Here is a 15,122-nt window from a genome sequence, read left to right as displayed (position 1 = left end):
TAAGTTTTCTTAACCTATTCTTTTGAAAGACAGGATTTGAATAAAATTGAAAGTTTAGTTTTAAAAGTGAATCAACAACTGTGAAATTTAAAGAGAGAATCTATAAAACTTCTCTCCTTAAATTAAGCGAAGAATAAGATCACTTAAAAGATTAATTGTAAGTTTTTATCTTTCGAAATCATCGTTTTAACAATTATATTAATCCCCTTTCATTGAAGATTTCCTAAAAAAATGTTAAATTTGCACTCAAGCCATCTAAGGTGCATTCAATTTCTATGTCTAAATTATTTAACAAGCTCAGATTCAAGCGAAAAAGAAATCTTGAGCATCATTGCCATGACATTGCAAGTAAAAGATTATTACAAACCGTCTTTGATACCACTAATCAGGGAATAGCGGTTTTTAAAACGATTTACCATAATGAGGGGGGGATAAAGGATTTCAGGTTTATCAAAATAAATAAGGTACTCCAGGAAATGTATTTGGATGTAGATCCTTTAGGAAAAACCTATTTGGAAACTTCCAGATATGGAGTTGAACTGGGAATTTTCGATGCGCTGAAAAACGTTATGCTTACAGGAAATTCTATGGAACAAGAATTTCATTTTGATAAAGAAGGTTATAATAACTGGTTCAAAATGACAGTTAAATCTCAGGATGATCTATTGATCGCCACCATTGAAGATATCACCATAAGAAAAAGTGAGTCTGAACATCTCCAGGAAACCTTAAGATTTAAAACCCAATTAGAACACACTTCCCCTGAAACGATTCTTATTATTAACCTTGACTCCTATAGTGTCCGGTATATTAATAAAGATATTTTTCCTGACGCGGGAATGACGGTAGAAAGAATCCAGGGAACTCCATTAACGGAAATCCTTCCTTTTATACATCCACAGGACCGGGAAAAAATAATTGCTTTCCATAAGAAGTTAATTAAATCGGATGATCAGGATATACTGGAAATTGAATTACGTCTGAAATTAAGGGGCATCTCCTGGGAATGGTTTAGTGTACGCGGAAAAATTTTTGAGCGGCGAGATGCTCATTGGGTAAGCGAATATGTATTGTTAGTAAGGAATATAACAGAGCAGAAAAATACACAAGAAGCTTTATTAAAAGCAGAAAGGCTTTCTATACAAGGGGAGGTTGCCCGGATTTTTGCTCATGAATTGCGCAATCCTTTAGCAAGCATTGGAATGGCTTGCGATATATTAAATAAAAAATTCGCTCCCGGTAAGGAAGAACAGGTAGCCAATTATTTAGGTATTATTTCCAGAAGCACCAAAACTTTGAATAATTTAGTAAATAATCTATTAGATTCTTCCAATTATACGTCTCCGGAATTAAAGAGAGAAAATCTTGCTGAAATTCTAGATCAAACCATAGAGAGAGCTTCAGACAGAATTTATTTAGCGGGTATAACGGTGAGAAAGAACTACGAAAGTTCTGACTGTTATATCTTGGCAGATAAGGAAAAGCTCATTATCGCTTTACTCAATATTATTGTAAATGCCAGTGAGGCTACTACTCCGGAAAAAGGAATCATAGAAATAGAGATTACCCAACATACTACAAATTGTGTATTAAGCATCCGGGATAATGGACATGGGCTGAAGCCAGACGAAATAAATCGCATATTTGATGCTTTTTATACTAATAAAAACACAGGAGTTGGTGTGGGCTTAACTTCGGTAAAGAATATACTTGAAGAACATGATGCCCAGATAAAAGTGGATAGTAAACCTCAAGTGGGCACTTGCTTTAAGATAACTTTTCATAATGCTGAAAGTTAAATCCAATAGGATTTACATTTAGAATCTTCTTAGAGAAAAAGGTGAATTGAAAATAGCTATAATATTTAGAGAAATAATTAGGCACCTATCTGATTTCATGTATCTTCGCGATTTTTTTTAATAATTTTGAATGAGAATTAAAAATTTACTTTTTTTAATTACATTTCTACTTATTTTATTCAATGTCTATACCATCTTAGAATGGGACCTCATTGAAAGTAGGTGGGTAAGAATTATATCGGTCACAATTTTAGGTGGCTGCTCAGCAAGAATCTCTGCACTTGAAAATCGATTTTTACTCATAGCATTTTTTTTATTTTTGTTATGTGATTTTTTCCTGTTATGGTATGAAATCGACATTGCAAAGTACTTTTATTTCGGAATCCATTCTCTGGCTTACTTATTTATTCTTTTTCATATAAAATCAGAGATTAAAAAGCCAAAATTCAATCTTTTGCAGAATATTTATTTTATAGCTATAATTCTGATCAATAGTTATTTATTTTATAAAGTTGCTTCAATATTTTCGGAAGAAATTGAAGAACTTGGACTGGAAATACTCTTTTACATTCATGGGTTAATCACTGTTGCAATGGTAATGGCTGCCTTCTCTTTCTGGGATAATAGAGTGAATCGTGCTTCTATAGTGTTGTTTATGAGTATTTTATCTTTAGCCCTTTCTGATGTAATTATGTTTTCTGCTTATTATATTGAATTAAAAGAGATGTACTACCTAGAAAGAGGATTGTATGTTATTGGATTGGCTGGTCTTGCTAGATTTTCTGCTTTATATCAAAATGAGCCTATAAAAGAAGAAAATTTCTGATGTGGAGATTGTAAGTGCATGAAGGAATTTTAACTTCAGAGAGCCATGAGAGCAATCAATTTGTTATGCCAATAACAAATTGAATATTGTTTTACAAATTGTTCTGTTTAATAATTGCACAACTTAAATCTTGATTCATTAGACTTTTACCTAAGGAAAAAAGTCCGAGGTATCCAATTTCAATTGCCTCGAGTCCTTCACCTAGCATTCCTGTCAAAATAGTAGTTACAAGTATTAGGGATAAGCCTTATTTAATGAAATAAAGTTATTGTTTGTTCTTTTCGATAAAATGCGTAAATCTCCGACAAACGGCAAAACTTTTAGATTTTTTTTATATTTTAGAGAATAACAAAAAATCCCCCTGGATAAATGAATGAATCAGAAAGAATTAAAGAACTCCAGTCTTATAACCTATTGAAAGGATCTAAAGAAAAAATACTGGACGAATTGGTTGAAATTGCTTCTTTAGTCTGTAATGTACCCATTTCTTTAATTACACTAGTAGGAAAGGATACCCAAAATTTTTTAGTTCACCGTGGATTATCTATTACCCAAACCTCAAGAAAAGATTCTTTCTGCCGACATACACTTCATCAACCTGAAGAAATCTTAATTGTACCCGATTCATTGAAGGATGAAAGGTTTAAAAATAATGTACTTGTTAAAGGAGATCCCCATATTCGTTTTTATGCGGGAGCTCCTCTAGAAACACCTAATGGAAATGTTTTAGGTACTTTATGTGTGATTGACACAAAACCGAAAAAAATTTCAGAAAATCAGAAGAAGGCTTTAAAGATCTTGGCAAAAAAGGCCATGGATCATCTGAATGATCAGAAGATGATTCATCTCCAAAAACAACAGATCGAATCTCATTCAGATAACCTTTTAAAATTAACAGATGAAATTCCAGGTATGATTTATCAATGTAAAATGACAGAAGAGGGTGAAATGTCATTTCATTTTATCAGTAAAGGTCTTGAGCTTCTAAGTCCGGAAATAACTAGGGAACAGGTATACAAGGATCCTCATTTAATATTTACCCTAATTCACGAAGAAGATCTTCCAAGGGTGCAGAAAAAAATTCAAAAGTCTTTTGAGAACCTTAGGCTTTGGGAGCATGAATTCCGTATAATAAATAAAGAGAACACTATAGAATGGAGGAAGGTTAAAGCTATACCCCAAAAGCAAAATGATAATTCGGTTATCTGGTATGGATTTATTCAGGATTATACAAAAGAAAAAGCCTATCAAAACAAGATGGAAAAATTAGCTTTTGATATCTCTCATGTTTTGCGAAAACCAGTGGCTACTTTATTAAGTCTTACTTCAATCTTAGAAAATCATACGATGGATGCGCAGGAAATCAATGAATACAATGGGTACATTAAACAGGTTTCTGAAGAATTAGATGCCTTCACCAAAGAATTGTATAGAACATATGCTGACGGAAGAGATACCCCTAAATCCGTTCCAGATGAAAAAGTCACTATCTATTGATTTAGATTTAAATGCTGTATTTTTTGAATTGTTAATGGTTTAGATATAAAAGACAGGACTGAAGAAAACTCCTCAGATTTCGCCTTATCTACTTTGTCAATTGAAGAAGTCAGAAGGTATAGGTGGTATTGAAATTCAGCATCCTTTTCTAAAATAGTAATAACTTCCCATCCCGATATTTCCGGCATATTAATATCTAAAAAAATAATTATTTGAAACATTTTTGATTTTCTAAATTCATTCATTACAAAATCCAGAGCTGTTTTAGCCACATTAAAATCAACAATTGTCGCCGTAGGGAATTGATCTTGTAGGATCTTCCTGTTTACTAAGTTTGTTATATTATCATCATCTATCAACAAAAAAAGTTTTTCCATTTATTTCTAGTTCTTTGAAGTATCCTCGTTTGTTAGGACAGCTTAGCTGCTAAGTTAAGTTCTATTTTTCATTTGTTAAGCAGCTTTTCTTTGTTGTTTTAAATATTGGTTAAAGGGTATTTCATTTTCTATTCCCCGGTGCCTCCTTTGATGGTTGGAAAAATCAAAATAGCTTTGGAGTTGGCGGTATAGATCTACTCCAGATTCTGGCGGGCTTAGAAAAATGCTTTCGTATTTTACACTTTTCCAAAGCCTTTCTAAAAAACGTTATCTATGGTCCTTCCTTTACCATCCATGCTGAGTTTAGTATTTTAGAGAACACACAAAAGGGGAAAATCTCTGAAGTGAACTGGCTTCCCTGATCAGTATTGAGTATTTCGGGTTTCCCGTGCATATTGATGGCTTCTTCCAGAGTTTTTTTGCACCATTGGGCATCCATAGAATTGTATACCGGCCAGTTTAGCACAAAGCGGTTATGAAGGTCAATGATCGCTAATTTCCTGAAGCCCATCACTTTGGAATAGAGACACTCAATTCTTTTTTTGTTGATTGGATATCCTTTGTCAAGCGTGAGCCAGGTATGCATCCGCCTGGAACCTTTAAAAGGATGGTCGGTATAAGGTTCATCTATCAATCGCATAAGTTCCAGGTTGAGTTTGCTTTCGCTACAGGGTTTGTAATATAGGCCGCTGAGGTGGATTTCTAGTAGCTTACATTGTCGATGGAGGCTAAGTTTTTATGATCCTTGCTTTTCATTGTTCTACGCTCTTCCAAGGGTTTTATCGAATGCGTTTTTTAACAAATCATTTTCGATTTTAAGTTCCCCGATTACTTTAAGAAGCTGGTCTTTCTTTTCCTCTTCCTCTGATTTTTTTGATTTTTTCGCCTTTTGAAAAAACCGTACCGGTCTCTTTTAGGAAATCCCGTTTTCAGGTATTGATCTGCTGAGGGGTGATTTCAAATTTTTGTGCTAGTTCATTGACGGTTTGTCACTCTTTTAGGGTTTCAAGGACTATCTTCGTTTTAAATTTTGAGATGAATTTTCTTCGTGTCATGATTAAGTTAAATCAAGATTATTTTTTGAACTTAACTTACTGTCCTAATTTTTGGGGAATGATCATTTCTTCTATTTTGGTATGCGATTTTCCTATTATGGTATGAAATCGACATTGCGAAATATTTCTATTTCGGAGTCCATTCTCTGGCTTACTTTGTTATTCTTTATCATATAAAATGAGAGATCAAAAATCCAAATTTCAATCTTTTGCAGGATATTTATTTTATAGCTATAATTTAGTCATTATTAAATACAATGGTTAAATGGCGGTTTTGTACTTATAGACTTAACAGCCATAAGTAAGCCTTTTAACAGGCTCTTAACCACTGCTGTATATGATTTTGATTATCTTATATTAGGTTGACAGCAAGCAATATTAATTAAAAAAGTCATTATGAAAATTAAATCCTTTTTCTCCTTAACCTGCTTATTAACTCTTTCCTTCGCAACTTTTTCACAGGAATCGGTAGGATTGGAGGTAATAGCAGATAATCTTGTTTCACCGGTCGCATTTGTTGAATCTCCCGATGAATCCGGAAGATATTTCATCGTTGACCAGGTAGGGGTGATCCGAATTCATACTCCCCAAAAAGGGCTTTTGGACGAGCCATTTTTGAATCTTAAAAATAAGATAGTTGAATTAAAAGATGCCCATGAAGAACGAGGTTTGTTAGGACTTGCTTTTCACCCCGATTACAGTGAAAACGGCAGGTTCTTCGTCTATTATAGTGCACCCCTTAGTGAAGATGGTCCCGAGAATTGGAATCATACCAGCCACATTTCAGAATTCAGGGTCTCTCCGGATAATCCTAATATGGCTGACAAAGCTTCAGAAAAGATCATTCTAAAGGTAGATCAGCCACAGGATAATCACAATGCAGGGACTTTGGCCTTCGGGCCCGAAAATTACCTCTACATTGCCCTTGGCGATGGAGGAGGAGCAAATGATATCGATATGGGCCATGTACCCGATTGGTATGGGGAAAATGCCGGTGGAAACGGGCAGGATGTGGCGCAAAACCTGCTGGGCAGTATCCTGAGAATTGACGTGAATGGAGATGCTCCTTATGCCATTCCTGAAGACAATCCATTTGTAGATAAAGAGGGAATGGACGAGATCTACGCCTATGGGCTTAGAAATCCATACCGTTTCTCGTTTGACTTGAAGGGTAGCAATGATCTCATTGCCGGAGATGCCGGACAGGTACTTTGGGAAGAAGTAAATGTCATTACCAAAGGTGGCAATTATGGATGGAATGTGATGGAAGGGACACACTGCTTCAATGCCTATAACAACGATAAAGAGAAGGAGGAATGTCCTGAAAAAGATAAGATGGGCAACCCTCTGATAAGTCCTGTAATTGAATTTAAACAAGGGGGTACCGACCATGGAGGCAAAGGCCTGGTCGTCATAGGAGGCTATGTTTACAGGGGTGAAGACCTTAAAAATTTGGACGGGAAATACATTTTTGGAACCTGGACGCAGCATCATGGAAAACCTGCAGGTGCAGTGTTCGTTTCAACTCCAAAAGAGACCGGCATGTGGGATTTTCAAGAGCTGAAAATCGCCCAGACCAACTCTACTTCAATCGGACATTATTTGTTGTCTTTCGGTCAGAACAAGGAAGGAGAAATGTTCGTTCTTACAACCGATGAAGAAGGCCCTGTAGGCAATACCGGGAAGGTGTTTAAAATGACTTCTGGGAATTAAAAAAAAAATACATTTAAAGCACACGAGGAACCACCCATTCTGAGGGTGGTTCCTTATTTATTAAAGATCATATCTTAAATGATAAAGTTACACCGTAAGTAGCAGGATTTCCTAGGTGAACTGCTCCAAAGTTATAGCCGTAGCTAATGTATTCTTTATCAAAAATATTACGGCTCCACAGCATGAGCTTAATATCCCGGTAGGAGACACCTATATTCCCGTTGTACAGGCTGTACGGTTCCTGCCTTAAATTATTCGCAAGATCGAAATACTGTTCCCCCAGGTACTTCCATTCTGCACGGGCCGCGAATTCCCACTTTTCATTTAATCCCAGGCTTGACTTGTATTGCAGAGCGAGCATCGAAGTTATTTCCGGGGTGTAGATCTGCTTGTTATCTTCAAAATTAATTTCACCGCCATCTTGCGCAATGAGGAGCGATTCATAACCGGCGTCTGTAAGACCGAAATCATAACTCAGTTCAAGCCCGGTGGCCAATAAAGCTTTCAGCTCTACTTCCAGGCCTTTGCTCGTAAGTTTTCCGGTGTTTCGTGTGACGATAACCCCGTCGGGTAGGACTAAGGTCGGTACCTGTACGTCGGTCACTTCCGTATAAAAAACAGTGGCATTCACCAGCAGCTTATTCTCCAAAAAAGAGTTTTTAGTGCCTATCTCATAATTATTGCTGAACTCCGGTTTGTACTCGTACAAAGGTGGCTGTGTAGGGTCTGTACTCAAAGGAGTGAGGCCTCCCGCCCTAAAACCACGACTGTAGGTAAGGAAAACGAGGTTCTCTTCTGAAAGATCATAAGTAAGTCCAACTTTAGGCGAGAAGGCATTGAAGCTCGCAGTAGCGGTAGAGTCCGGTTGATATTCAAAGAGAGGTTTAGTATCAGAGTCCAATTGATATTCTCCAAGTACAGACTGCTTCTTGTATTCATGATCGTATCGCAATCCAGCGATGACCCCGATTTTATCAGTAAGCTGATAATTTAGCTGCCCAAAAAAGGCAATTCCTTTACCTGTTGATTCTGTAGTATTGATTAGCGAATAGTTGATTTCTTCAGATCCCACAAGGGCGGCATCTTCCCCAAAATGGGTCGCCTGTTTTACCGGACTTTCCTGGTAGAACAAATAAGTTCCTGCTGTCCATTCGAGGTCTCTGCCGGGGCCACTAACAGAGGAGAATTTAAATTCCTGTGTCGCAACTTTTACTGTATTCCAGTCGTTTCCGTAGTCATTAATAATCGAAATAGCGTCCAGAGGGGAGAAATCTCCATCAACAGGATTTTCGTAATACCTGTAATTCTGCTGGTAGGCAGTTTGAGAACTAAAATTGAAGTTTTTCCCTTTATGGTCAATGACAAGAGATGTATTGAAGGTGTTATCCTTCATTGTGGAAAGCTGGTTCTGGTTTAGCGTGTAAGGATTTTCAAAAGCCGCTTCTACACCCATGTTCAGAGGAAATGCACCGTCATTCTCTGCTGTGAAATGCTTTAGATTTAAGGTGGCATTCCAGGTGGGGCTAAAAAGGTATTTCAGATAGTAATTTCCCGAAAAATTTTTCTGATCATCATAACTGGAGCCGGTGAATTCATTGGAGTAAAATCCTTCTCTTTCCTCATACAATCCGGCTGCACCAAAAAATAGTTTCTCTCCTAAGGGGGTTCGTATTCCGGCCATATACCGCTGTTGGTTATAATTTCCCAGGCTAGCTTCTCCAAATATGGTGGTTTCATTTTGGGGCTCCCGGGTTATGATATTAATCACTCCCCCCATGGCATTTCTTCCGTAAAGAGTTCCTTGTGGTCCCCTTAAAACTTCTATCCTTTCAATGTCGAAAAGCTGAGTGATATAAGTGTCGAGGTTATACTGGTTTACACCGTCAATATAAGTGGCGATTGCCGGATCGTAGGAAGTGGTCACAATCCCCCTTATCGAAGTCACTGTTCTGCGATCACCAGGATCACTGGCGTAAAGGTTTGGGGCAATTGCTGTTAGATCATTCACATTCTGGATCTGGCTTTGCTCTATGTTTTCAGCAGAAAGACTAGTAATACTAAGGGGAATCTCCTGGATCACTTCTTCCCTTTTTTGAGCTGTCACAACCACTTCCCTGAGGCGTTCTCCTTCGGAACCTAAAATCACTTCTAACTTATTTATTGCTGAATCCACGGTAACGTTTCGTATAGTTTCTGAAAACCCTGATTTTCGAATACTCATTACATATGAGCCATAGGGTACTTCCGGAAGGGAGAAATTTCCATCGACCCCAGTACGGGTTTGAAAAGAAGTGTTTAATAACCTTACCTCAACATTTGCTAAGGGCTCAGAAGAACCTGAAAGCACCTTTCCCTGCAAAGTGCCAGGTTCCTGTGCGTTTAAAAGGAAGGTGAAAAGGCTGAAAAAAATTCCTAAGAATATTTTTTTATTCATTGGTCAACAGTTTGGGTTCTTTTATTTCTAAATGACTTTCGAAAAAGCAAGTTGAGAATATGTGCAAAATTTAGGATGAGCAGTCCGAAGAATTCCCTGCTGGCTTCTATCCAGGGCTTATCATCAGACATGGAACCGGTGATATTTTCCGCAGAATGCAAGCTGAACCAGGTATAGACGCCATTGTGGTTAAAAAACAAATACACAGCGTAAGAAACGAAAAAGACCAGACCTGCATAATGCAAAATCTTGCTATCCTTCCCGAAAATAGCCAGCATGCATACCAGTGCTCCATATCCGTAAATGGACATCCACAAAAGTGGGTCCGGGTCGTTGTGTTGTATAAAGGCAGAAACAAGAAAAATTACTGCAAAAAATGCATTAGCTATTTTCACAAAAAGTTGGTTTTGAACATTGGTCACCTCTTCGCCCCACAAGGAGCTGGAGATTCTCATCTAAAGTTTTAAAGGTGATTTAAGAAGATTAGCCGATTTAGCAAGAGTTTGGTTATTCATATAGATCTATGGTCTCTTTCTCGACTGTACCTTCAAAATCTGGAGTCGGGCGTTCCTTTTTTTCTTCCTCTGTTTCTACTATGCCGTTCTCTCTTATGTCATTTATCAGCCATTGCATTTCCATGATCTCCCTACGCTGCGCCTTAATGATTTTATCTGCAAGCTCTCTTACCCTAACATCTTCTATTTGAGAACGCTCGCTCGTTAATATAGCAATGGAATGGTGAGGTATCATGCCTTCCATATAATCTGTATCCGAAACGGTTACCTGGCTTCGTACCAGCCATATCGCCCCACCTATTAATATGACTCCAAAAGCAAGAGTGAGCATATTAGCTTTCCTGTTTTTGTACATGTTAAGCATATACAATAACATAATAATGATCATTGCCCCTCCCATGATCATTGTCATAAACAGTCGGGTTTCACTATACCAAAAATGATCTATAATTTGGTAAGAATGTGTATACATCAGAAAGAACATAGCAACCATTGAAGTTGCTATCATTAAAAAAAACTTTATGTAAGGCTTTTTGTTGTTTTGATTATTTTCCATTTTTTAGATTGTTTGGTTAGAAATTATTTTTGATTTGAGCTTAATTTAATTCGCCATTGATGGCTTTTTTCAAATTAAATAGTTTATGGATTTAATGATATGAAAATTGTGTTAAATCTAATTTTTTGTCTTGGGAGTGTTTTTTCAGGATGACTTTCAAATAAGGACTCCATCTGAAATAAACAACAGGTAAACCACGTGTTGGTAATTTTCACTTCTTACAAATTAGTCTTTGTTCCTGTTTGTACGCAGGTAGTGCAGATATTCTGCGATATTTTCTACCTGTTCATCTGAAAGTTGTTCTTCATTAAATGCGGGCATAACCCCAATTCCGTTTCTTATCTGAAATTTAATAAGAGCCTTCGGCAGAGGTTTATTTATAATAGCCAGCCCCACACCGGACATTCCTTCAGGATGGCATGAGGCACAATAATTATCAAAAAGTATTCTCCCGTTTTGAAGCTGTTCTGTTGGCAGCTTGACAACCTCAGCATAAGGTTTTGTTTTTGGGGCAGAGCAGCTAATAACTACAATGCCTGCTAAAAATGCTATAGTTATAAACCTGTAATTTCTTCCTTTTAATCTTGTCTTGTAATTTTCCATACCACGCCAGAATTTTTAACAGGGTTAGCACCTTCCTTGCTCGTTGCAAGAATTCCAAAATCTGTAATATACAATGCACTACCATCGGGACTGAATTGGACTGAAACCGGTCTTTCCAGACCTCCCGTTTCCAACCAGGAGGCAGGTCCATTCTTTTTAGCTTTATTGGTGGCGAAATCTTCAACTATTCCCGATTCTACATCTACACGTATAACCCGATACCCAACTGGCGACAACACCTTTCCTACTCCCGGTGCCATATCCCCAAACTGGGCTATAAAAGCCTGTCCTTCAAAGCCAAAGTTTCCGTTTGTGGAAAAACTTATTCCGTTGGAGGAGGAGTGAACCCCCAAACTTGCCACGGGCTGTGGCGGCGTACCGGGATCATTCACCAGTATTTTTTTTGGGTCTTCTTCTCCAGGGACCTCCAGGTGGGTTATGGACATATTTCCATTGTAGTCTGGCCATCCATACCAGGCATCCTGCTCTAGTTTAAACAGCAAATCTCCTGTTCCCCAAACGGGACGGCTACCACGAACATCATAAGAGTTATTGGTAACATAGATCTGTCCATCTGGGGCTAATGCGAGGCCGTAAGGATTTCTGAACCCCCAGGCTACCAGCTCAAGATCGCCTCCATTGATTGGTACCCGCATTACAGCACCGGTACAGGGAATTGCTCCCTTTATCACCTCGTTTGGTTCGGCTTTTTGATTATAAGGAAGAAAAGGGCCTGTAACTGCTTTATCATCGGGATCTTCGCTCAGGACGTTTTTTGTCTCACTGTTTATTGCGTTTACAGTAATATCTTTACATGGAATATCGTGAAAATCGGGAAAGCGGTGGAGCCAGCCAAAAGAGGCATTGTCATTACCCACTATTCCGGAATTGGTTGCTGTGCCTTGTCCAAAATACAGATATCCATCTTTTATGACCGGTCCGTTCGTATGGTGGTCCCCAAGACTTGGTAATCCCTCTACCAGAACTTCAGCTTGACCTTCCTTACTTACTTTAAGGATCTTTCCTCCCTCCAATTGTCCTCCTTCAGCGATAAAAAAGTGCCCGTCGTAAAAAGTAACGCCATTCCACGGACCATTTTTTTGGCCTGTGTACAAGGTAGTGGTGGAACCATCTGCCTCTACTCTAAGTAACTTAGGTTCCAGGAAGACTTCCCCGTAGGAGTAGCCTGCTTCGATCACATAAAGATTTCCGACGTCGTCAAAGGTAACCGCGGTGGGAAAGGTGAGTCCTGTGGCTTCAACTTCTATGTTATAGCCGTCTGGCAACAGAACATCTGCAGGTTCAATATTTCGGGTTGATGGCACCTCAGAAATCTGTCCGCCGCCTTTAGAAGGCATTATGCGATAGCAACTTTGGTTGATCAGCAGAATAGCAAAGAGTACTGTTAATACATATTTTATTTTCATCTTTTTATCCTTTTCTATAGTGGAGACAGCTTTTCATACAATTATTGTTGGACTAGTAAATCATTGAAGGGCTACAGGCAAGTTTATTTACTATGATTATCATAGTCAAAATATCTTAATTCCAGGCCTACAGCCCCTGAGTCATAAAATTGTATTGCAGCTTAGGCAGCTTCTGCCCACCACCACCAGATTAGTAGAAGGACTATGATTGTCCCTATGATCCAATACCACATATTCTTTCTTTTTTTTTCTCTTTCTGTTTCCATGTTTTCTGGTTTTTAGTTATTGATAATAAGGTTCTTCCTTTTGAAGGCTGCCTAGGTCTATAGAGTTAATCTTTACCTTTGTGTTTTAATTTTTTTTGCGTTTTTCCGCAGAGTAGAACTTATACATAGAAGACTACCAAACAATCCTCCAATCCCACTTCCTTCAACAAATCCAAAAAAAGCTCCTTGACCTCGGTTTCCTGCCGACATTTGTCCCAAACCTACCACAGACCATACACCGTCCGCCACCATCCATGCAATGAATTTATGTAAAACACCACCAACAACGTGGCTTAACCAGGTCGCTTTAGGTACCGACATGTTCATACTTAGGTGGGTAAAGGCCATAAAACCTAAAACCGCTCCTGCAAAAAGTAAAACTGTAGCTGTAATTTCCATTCCTGGTATTTTTTATTGTTTGCTTACTTTCCAGATTACACCTGTAAAAGGGTGGGCGTTCATTCCCGTATCATCAAATTCGACTACCCCAAAATCCACGATATACAAATTTCCTTGCGGGTCCCACTCCAACTGTATAGGGCGCTCCAAACCACCTCCCTGGTTGGCTGATGCAGGAAGACCGGATTTGTTATATATAAAATTAGTTGCCTCTCCTGAAGATAAATTCACCTGCTGTACTTTAAAACCCGGCCAATTATATTTTACTCCTTCAGGAGCCTCAGATTCCGGGGGAACACCGGGAGGGCGGTTAGGATGATATTTTTCTCCTTTGAAGACAGGAACGATAGCACCAAATTCGGCCACTAAAATGTTGTTTTCCGGCAGGTCCATGTGGCCATTGCCGAACACCATTCCCTGAATCGCAGCATGTGATGGCAATTTTGCTAAGGGCTGTCGTGGAAGATCTTTACCTTTTAAAAGTTTTCGGTGGGTTTCAGGAGTAAGGACAAAATTCCGGTCTTCTTTTTTGACACCAAACCTTTCGTCTGTAATGGGAAGGCCGCTGTAGAAATCAGGCCAACCATACCATTCCCCTTCTATAACTTCGTAAATAGGTTCCCAGTCAAACATAAGACCTCTCGGTGGCATTGGGTTTGCACTGTTCATTGTAGCAATGAGTCTTCCGTCGGGACTAAAGCGGTAACCAAGACTACTACGCAGTCCCCATGCGATCCTTTCAATATTGGAGCCGTCCAAATTGCTTATATAAAAAGCTCCGTTTGCAATCTTTTCCCCTGGAATTATTTGCCCGGCCGTAGTGGTCTCTCCTAAAGCCGCATAGGCTCCGGTTTTAACAGAGTCTGCTTCTGTCATAGTAATTTTTGAAGTTGGAACCCAAAAATTCTGTCCCGTAAGTTCAATATCTTCTCCCGGTATCTCCCGGGCTTGAGGTTTGTTGAACAGGTCTATCACCCGCACCCAATGTGCTTCAATCACTCCGCTGTTTCCCTGAGTGGAGAGGAACCAGTACATTTTGTCATCCTTAAAAATCGGCTTTGCATTAAGGAATTCCCCCCATGAAGGCAACCCGTTGATGATTGTTTCAAATTCCTTTGTTTCGAGATTGTAAAGCGAATAGCGACTTCGGTGAGAAATATAAAGGTTCCCTTTGTAATAGGTTACCCCTGTTACAGGAGGGATAAGCCCTTCTACCATATCCTCGGAAGATGCTGATTCCTTTATTTCAGTCATGGAAACCACCTTATCGTAGAGCACTTCTACCTGCCCATTGGGGAATACTTTCAGAATACGTGCCTCCGGTGCTTGCGGAGGTTTAGTGCCATAGGTATGGCCGCCAGCTTCAGCTATATAGTAATTGCCTTCCTCGTCAAAGGTGACATCTACAGGGTAAGAGAGGCCGGTATTAACAGCTTCTATAGTGAAACCATCAGGAACAACAATGTCTGCTGTATTAATTTCCCGCTGCGAAGGTTGGTTTACAACCTCTTCAGGAGTAGCGTTGCCTTCATCTCCCCGGGTTCTTTCAGCATCTTTACAGGAGATAACAGCAAAAGAAATAAAGAAATAGTAGAAGTATAAATTTTTCATTTCAAAGGAAATTTTTGGTTGACATTTGATTCCACTGAAGCTCC

The 15,122-nt window shown here is 38.8% G+C and carries 13 protein-coding genes and 1 pseudogene; 4 read left to right on the top strand and 10 right to left on the bottom strand.

Translation table 11 applies throughout. The features are described from left to right. Nucleotides 1–275: 275 nt before the first annotated feature. The 3 genes from RM545_RS07125 (at nt 276) to RM545_RS07115 (ending at nt 4,122) form a co-directional block, all read left to right on the top strand. Nucleotides 276–1,799 carry a two-component system sensor histidine kinase NtrB gene (locus RM545_RS07125; RefSeq protein WP_311494625.1) on the top strand — a complete coding sequence of 508 codons (1,524 nt, stop codon included), beginning with the start codon at nt 276–278 and terminating at the stop codon, nt 1,797–1,799. A gap of 130 nt (nt 1,800–1,929) precedes the next feature. Further along, on the top strand, nt 1,930–2,625 hold the full coding sequence (locus tag RM545_RS07120) for a lysoplasmalogenase family protein (protein WP_311494624.1): 696 nt from the start codon (nt 1,930–1,932) through the stop codon (nt 2,623–2,625). Between the two features lie 369 nt (nt 2,626–2,994). Further along, nucleotides 2,995–4,122: a GAF domain-containing protein gene (locus tag RM545_RS07115; protein ID WP_311494623.1), complete on the top strand. Its 1,128-nt coding sequence runs from the start codon at nt 2,995–2,997 to the stop codon at nt 4,120–4,122. Here RM545_RS07115 and RM545_RS07110 read toward each other — a convergent pair. The 3 genes and pseudogenes from RM545_RS07110 to RM545_RS07105 all read right to left on the bottom strand — a co-directional run bounded on the left by RM545_RS07110 (nt 4,116) and on the right by RM545_RS07105 (nt 5,148). Then, a complete protein-coding gene (locus RM545_RS07110) occupies nt 4,116–4,499 on the bottom strand; it encodes a response regulator (RefSeq protein WP_311494622.1) in 384 nt (127 codons plus the stop codon). The two genes, RM545_RS07115 and RM545_RS07110, sit on opposite strands and share 7 nt — an antisense overlap. Nucleotides 4,500–4,574: 75 nt before the next feature. Beyond that, nucleotides 4,575–4,751 (bottom strand): annotated as a pseudogene (locus tag RM545_RS17695) (IS3 family transposase); the annotation flags it as partial. A 19-nt stretch (nt 4,752–4,770) separates the two neighbouring features. Next, the gene (locus tag RM545_RS07105; protein WP_349254705.1) at nt 4,771–5,148 is read right to left on the bottom strand and encodes a DDE-type integrase/transposase/recombinase; all 378 of its coding nucleotides are present in this window, start codon (nt 5,146–5,148) and stop codon (nt 4,771–4,773) included. 802 nt (nt 5,149–5,950) lie between these two features. On the opposite strand from RM545_RS07105, the gene RM545_RS07100 reads away from it, so the two are divergent. Then, a complete protein-coding gene (locus RM545_RS07100; RefSeq protein WP_311494620.1) occupies nt 5,951–7,267 on the top strand; it encodes a PQQ-dependent sugar dehydrogenase in 1,317 nt (438 codons plus the stop codon). Between the two features lie 67 nt (nt 7,268–7,334). On the opposite strand, the gene RM545_RS07095 is transcribed toward RM545_RS07100, so the two are convergent. From RM545_RS07095 to RM545_RS07065, 7 genes are all read right to left on the bottom strand, one after another. Further along, complete coding sequence (locus tag RM545_RS07095; protein WP_311494619.1) at nt 7,335–9,701, bottom strand: TonB-dependent receptor; 2,367 nt, start codon at nt 9,699–9,701, stop codon at nt 7,335–7,337. Continuing rightward, entirely contained in the window at nt 9,698–10,156 is a 459-nt protein-coding gene (locus RM545_RS07090) for a transmembrane 220 family protein (RefSeq protein ID WP_311494618.1), read from the bottom strand. Before RM545_RS07090 ends, RM545_RS07095 begins: the two co-directional genes overlap by 4 nt. A 52-nt stretch (nt 10,157–10,208) precedes the next feature. Continuing rightward, nucleotides 10,209–10,724 carry a DUF305 domain-containing protein gene (locus RM545_RS07085; RefSeq protein ID WP_311494617.1) on the bottom strand — a complete coding sequence of 172 codons (516 nt, stop codon included), beginning with the start codon at nt 10,722–10,724 and terminating at the stop codon, nt 10,209–10,211. 273 nt (nt 10,725–10,997) lie between these two features. Next, a complete protein-coding gene (locus RM545_RS07080; protein ID WP_311494616.1) occupies nt 10,998–11,375 on the bottom strand; it encodes a c-type cytochrome in 378 nt (125 codons plus the stop codon). Further along, nucleotides 11,351–12,802 (bottom strand): PQQ-dependent sugar dehydrogenase, encoded by a 1,452-nt coding sequence (locus tag RM545_RS07075; RefSeq protein WP_311494615.1) that lies wholly within the window; start codon nt 12,800–12,802, stop codon nt 11,351–11,353. Before RM545_RS07075 ends, RM545_RS07080 begins: the two co-directional genes overlap by 25 nt. 338 nt (nt 12,803–13,140) lie before the next feature. Then, nucleotides 13,141–13,467, bottom strand: a complete 327-nt coding sequence (locus RM545_RS07070) for a hypothetical protein (RefSeq protein WP_311494614.1) — start codon at nt 13,465–13,467, stop codon at nt 13,141–13,143. A 12-nt stretch (nt 13,468–13,479) separates the two neighbouring features. Beyond that, the gene (locus tag RM545_RS07065) at nt 13,480–15,078 is read right to left on the bottom strand and encodes a PQQ-dependent sugar dehydrogenase family protein (protein WP_311494613.1); all 1,599 of its coding nucleotides are present in this window, start codon (nt 15,076–15,078) and stop codon (nt 13,480–13,482) included. Between the last annotated feature and the right edge of the window lie 44 nt (nt 15,079–15,122).

Origin of the sequence: Autumnicola lenta, from assembly GCF_031846515.1 — a bacterium.
GTDB classification, from domain to species: Bacteria; Bacteroidota; Bacteroidia; order Flavobacteriales; family Flavobacteriaceae; genus Autumnicola; species Autumnicola lenta.
Note: the sequence above shows the minus strand (reverse complement) of the source record. Positions and strands in the feature narration are given on the sequence as shown.

Coding starts and splice junctions, on each gene's coding strand:
- RM545_RS07125 (WP_311494625.1), top strand. CDS start 276: ATGTCTAAATTATTTAACAAGCTCAGATTCAAGCGAAAAAGAAATCTT.
- RM545_RS07120 (WP_311494624.1), top strand. CDS start 1,930: ATGAGAATTAAAAATTTACTTTTTTTAATTACATTTCTACTTATTTTA.
- RM545_RS07115 (WP_311494623.1), top strand. CDS start 2,995: ATGAATGAATCAGAAAGAATTAAAGAACTCCAGTCTTATAACCTATTG.
- RM545_RS07110 (WP_311494622.1), bottom strand. CDS start 4,499: ATGGAAAAACTTTTTTTGTTGATAGATGATGATAATATAACAAACTTA.
- RM545_RS07100 (WP_311494620.1), top strand. CDS start 5,951: ATGAAAATTAAATCCTTTTTCTCCTTAACCTGCTTATTAACTCTTTCC.
- RM545_RS07095 (WP_311494619.1), bottom strand. CDS start 9,701: ATGAATAAAAAAATATTCTTAGGAATTTTTTTCAGCCTTTTCACCTTC.
- RM545_RS07090 (WP_311494618.1), bottom strand. CDS start 10,156: ATGAGAATCTCCAGCTCCTTGTGGGGCGAAGAGGTGACCAATGTTCAA.
- RM545_RS07085 (WP_311494617.1), bottom strand. CDS start 10,724: ATGATAGCAACTTCAATGGTTGCTATGTTCTTTCTGATGTATACACAT.
- RM545_RS07080 (WP_311494616.1), bottom strand. CDS start 11,375: ATGGAAAATTACAAGACAAGATTAAAAGGAAGAAATTACAGGTTTATA.
- RM545_RS07075 (WP_311494615.1), bottom strand. CDS start 12,802: ATGAAAATAAAATATGTATTAACAGTACTCTTTGCTATTCTGCTGATC.
- RM545_RS07070 (WP_311494614.1), bottom strand. CDS start 13,467: ATGGAAATTACAGCTACAGTTTTACTTTTTGCAGGAGCGGTTTTAGGT.
- RM545_RS07065 (WP_311494613.1), bottom strand. CDS start 15,078: ATGAAAAATTTATACTTCTACTATTTCTTTATTTCTTTTGCTGTTATC.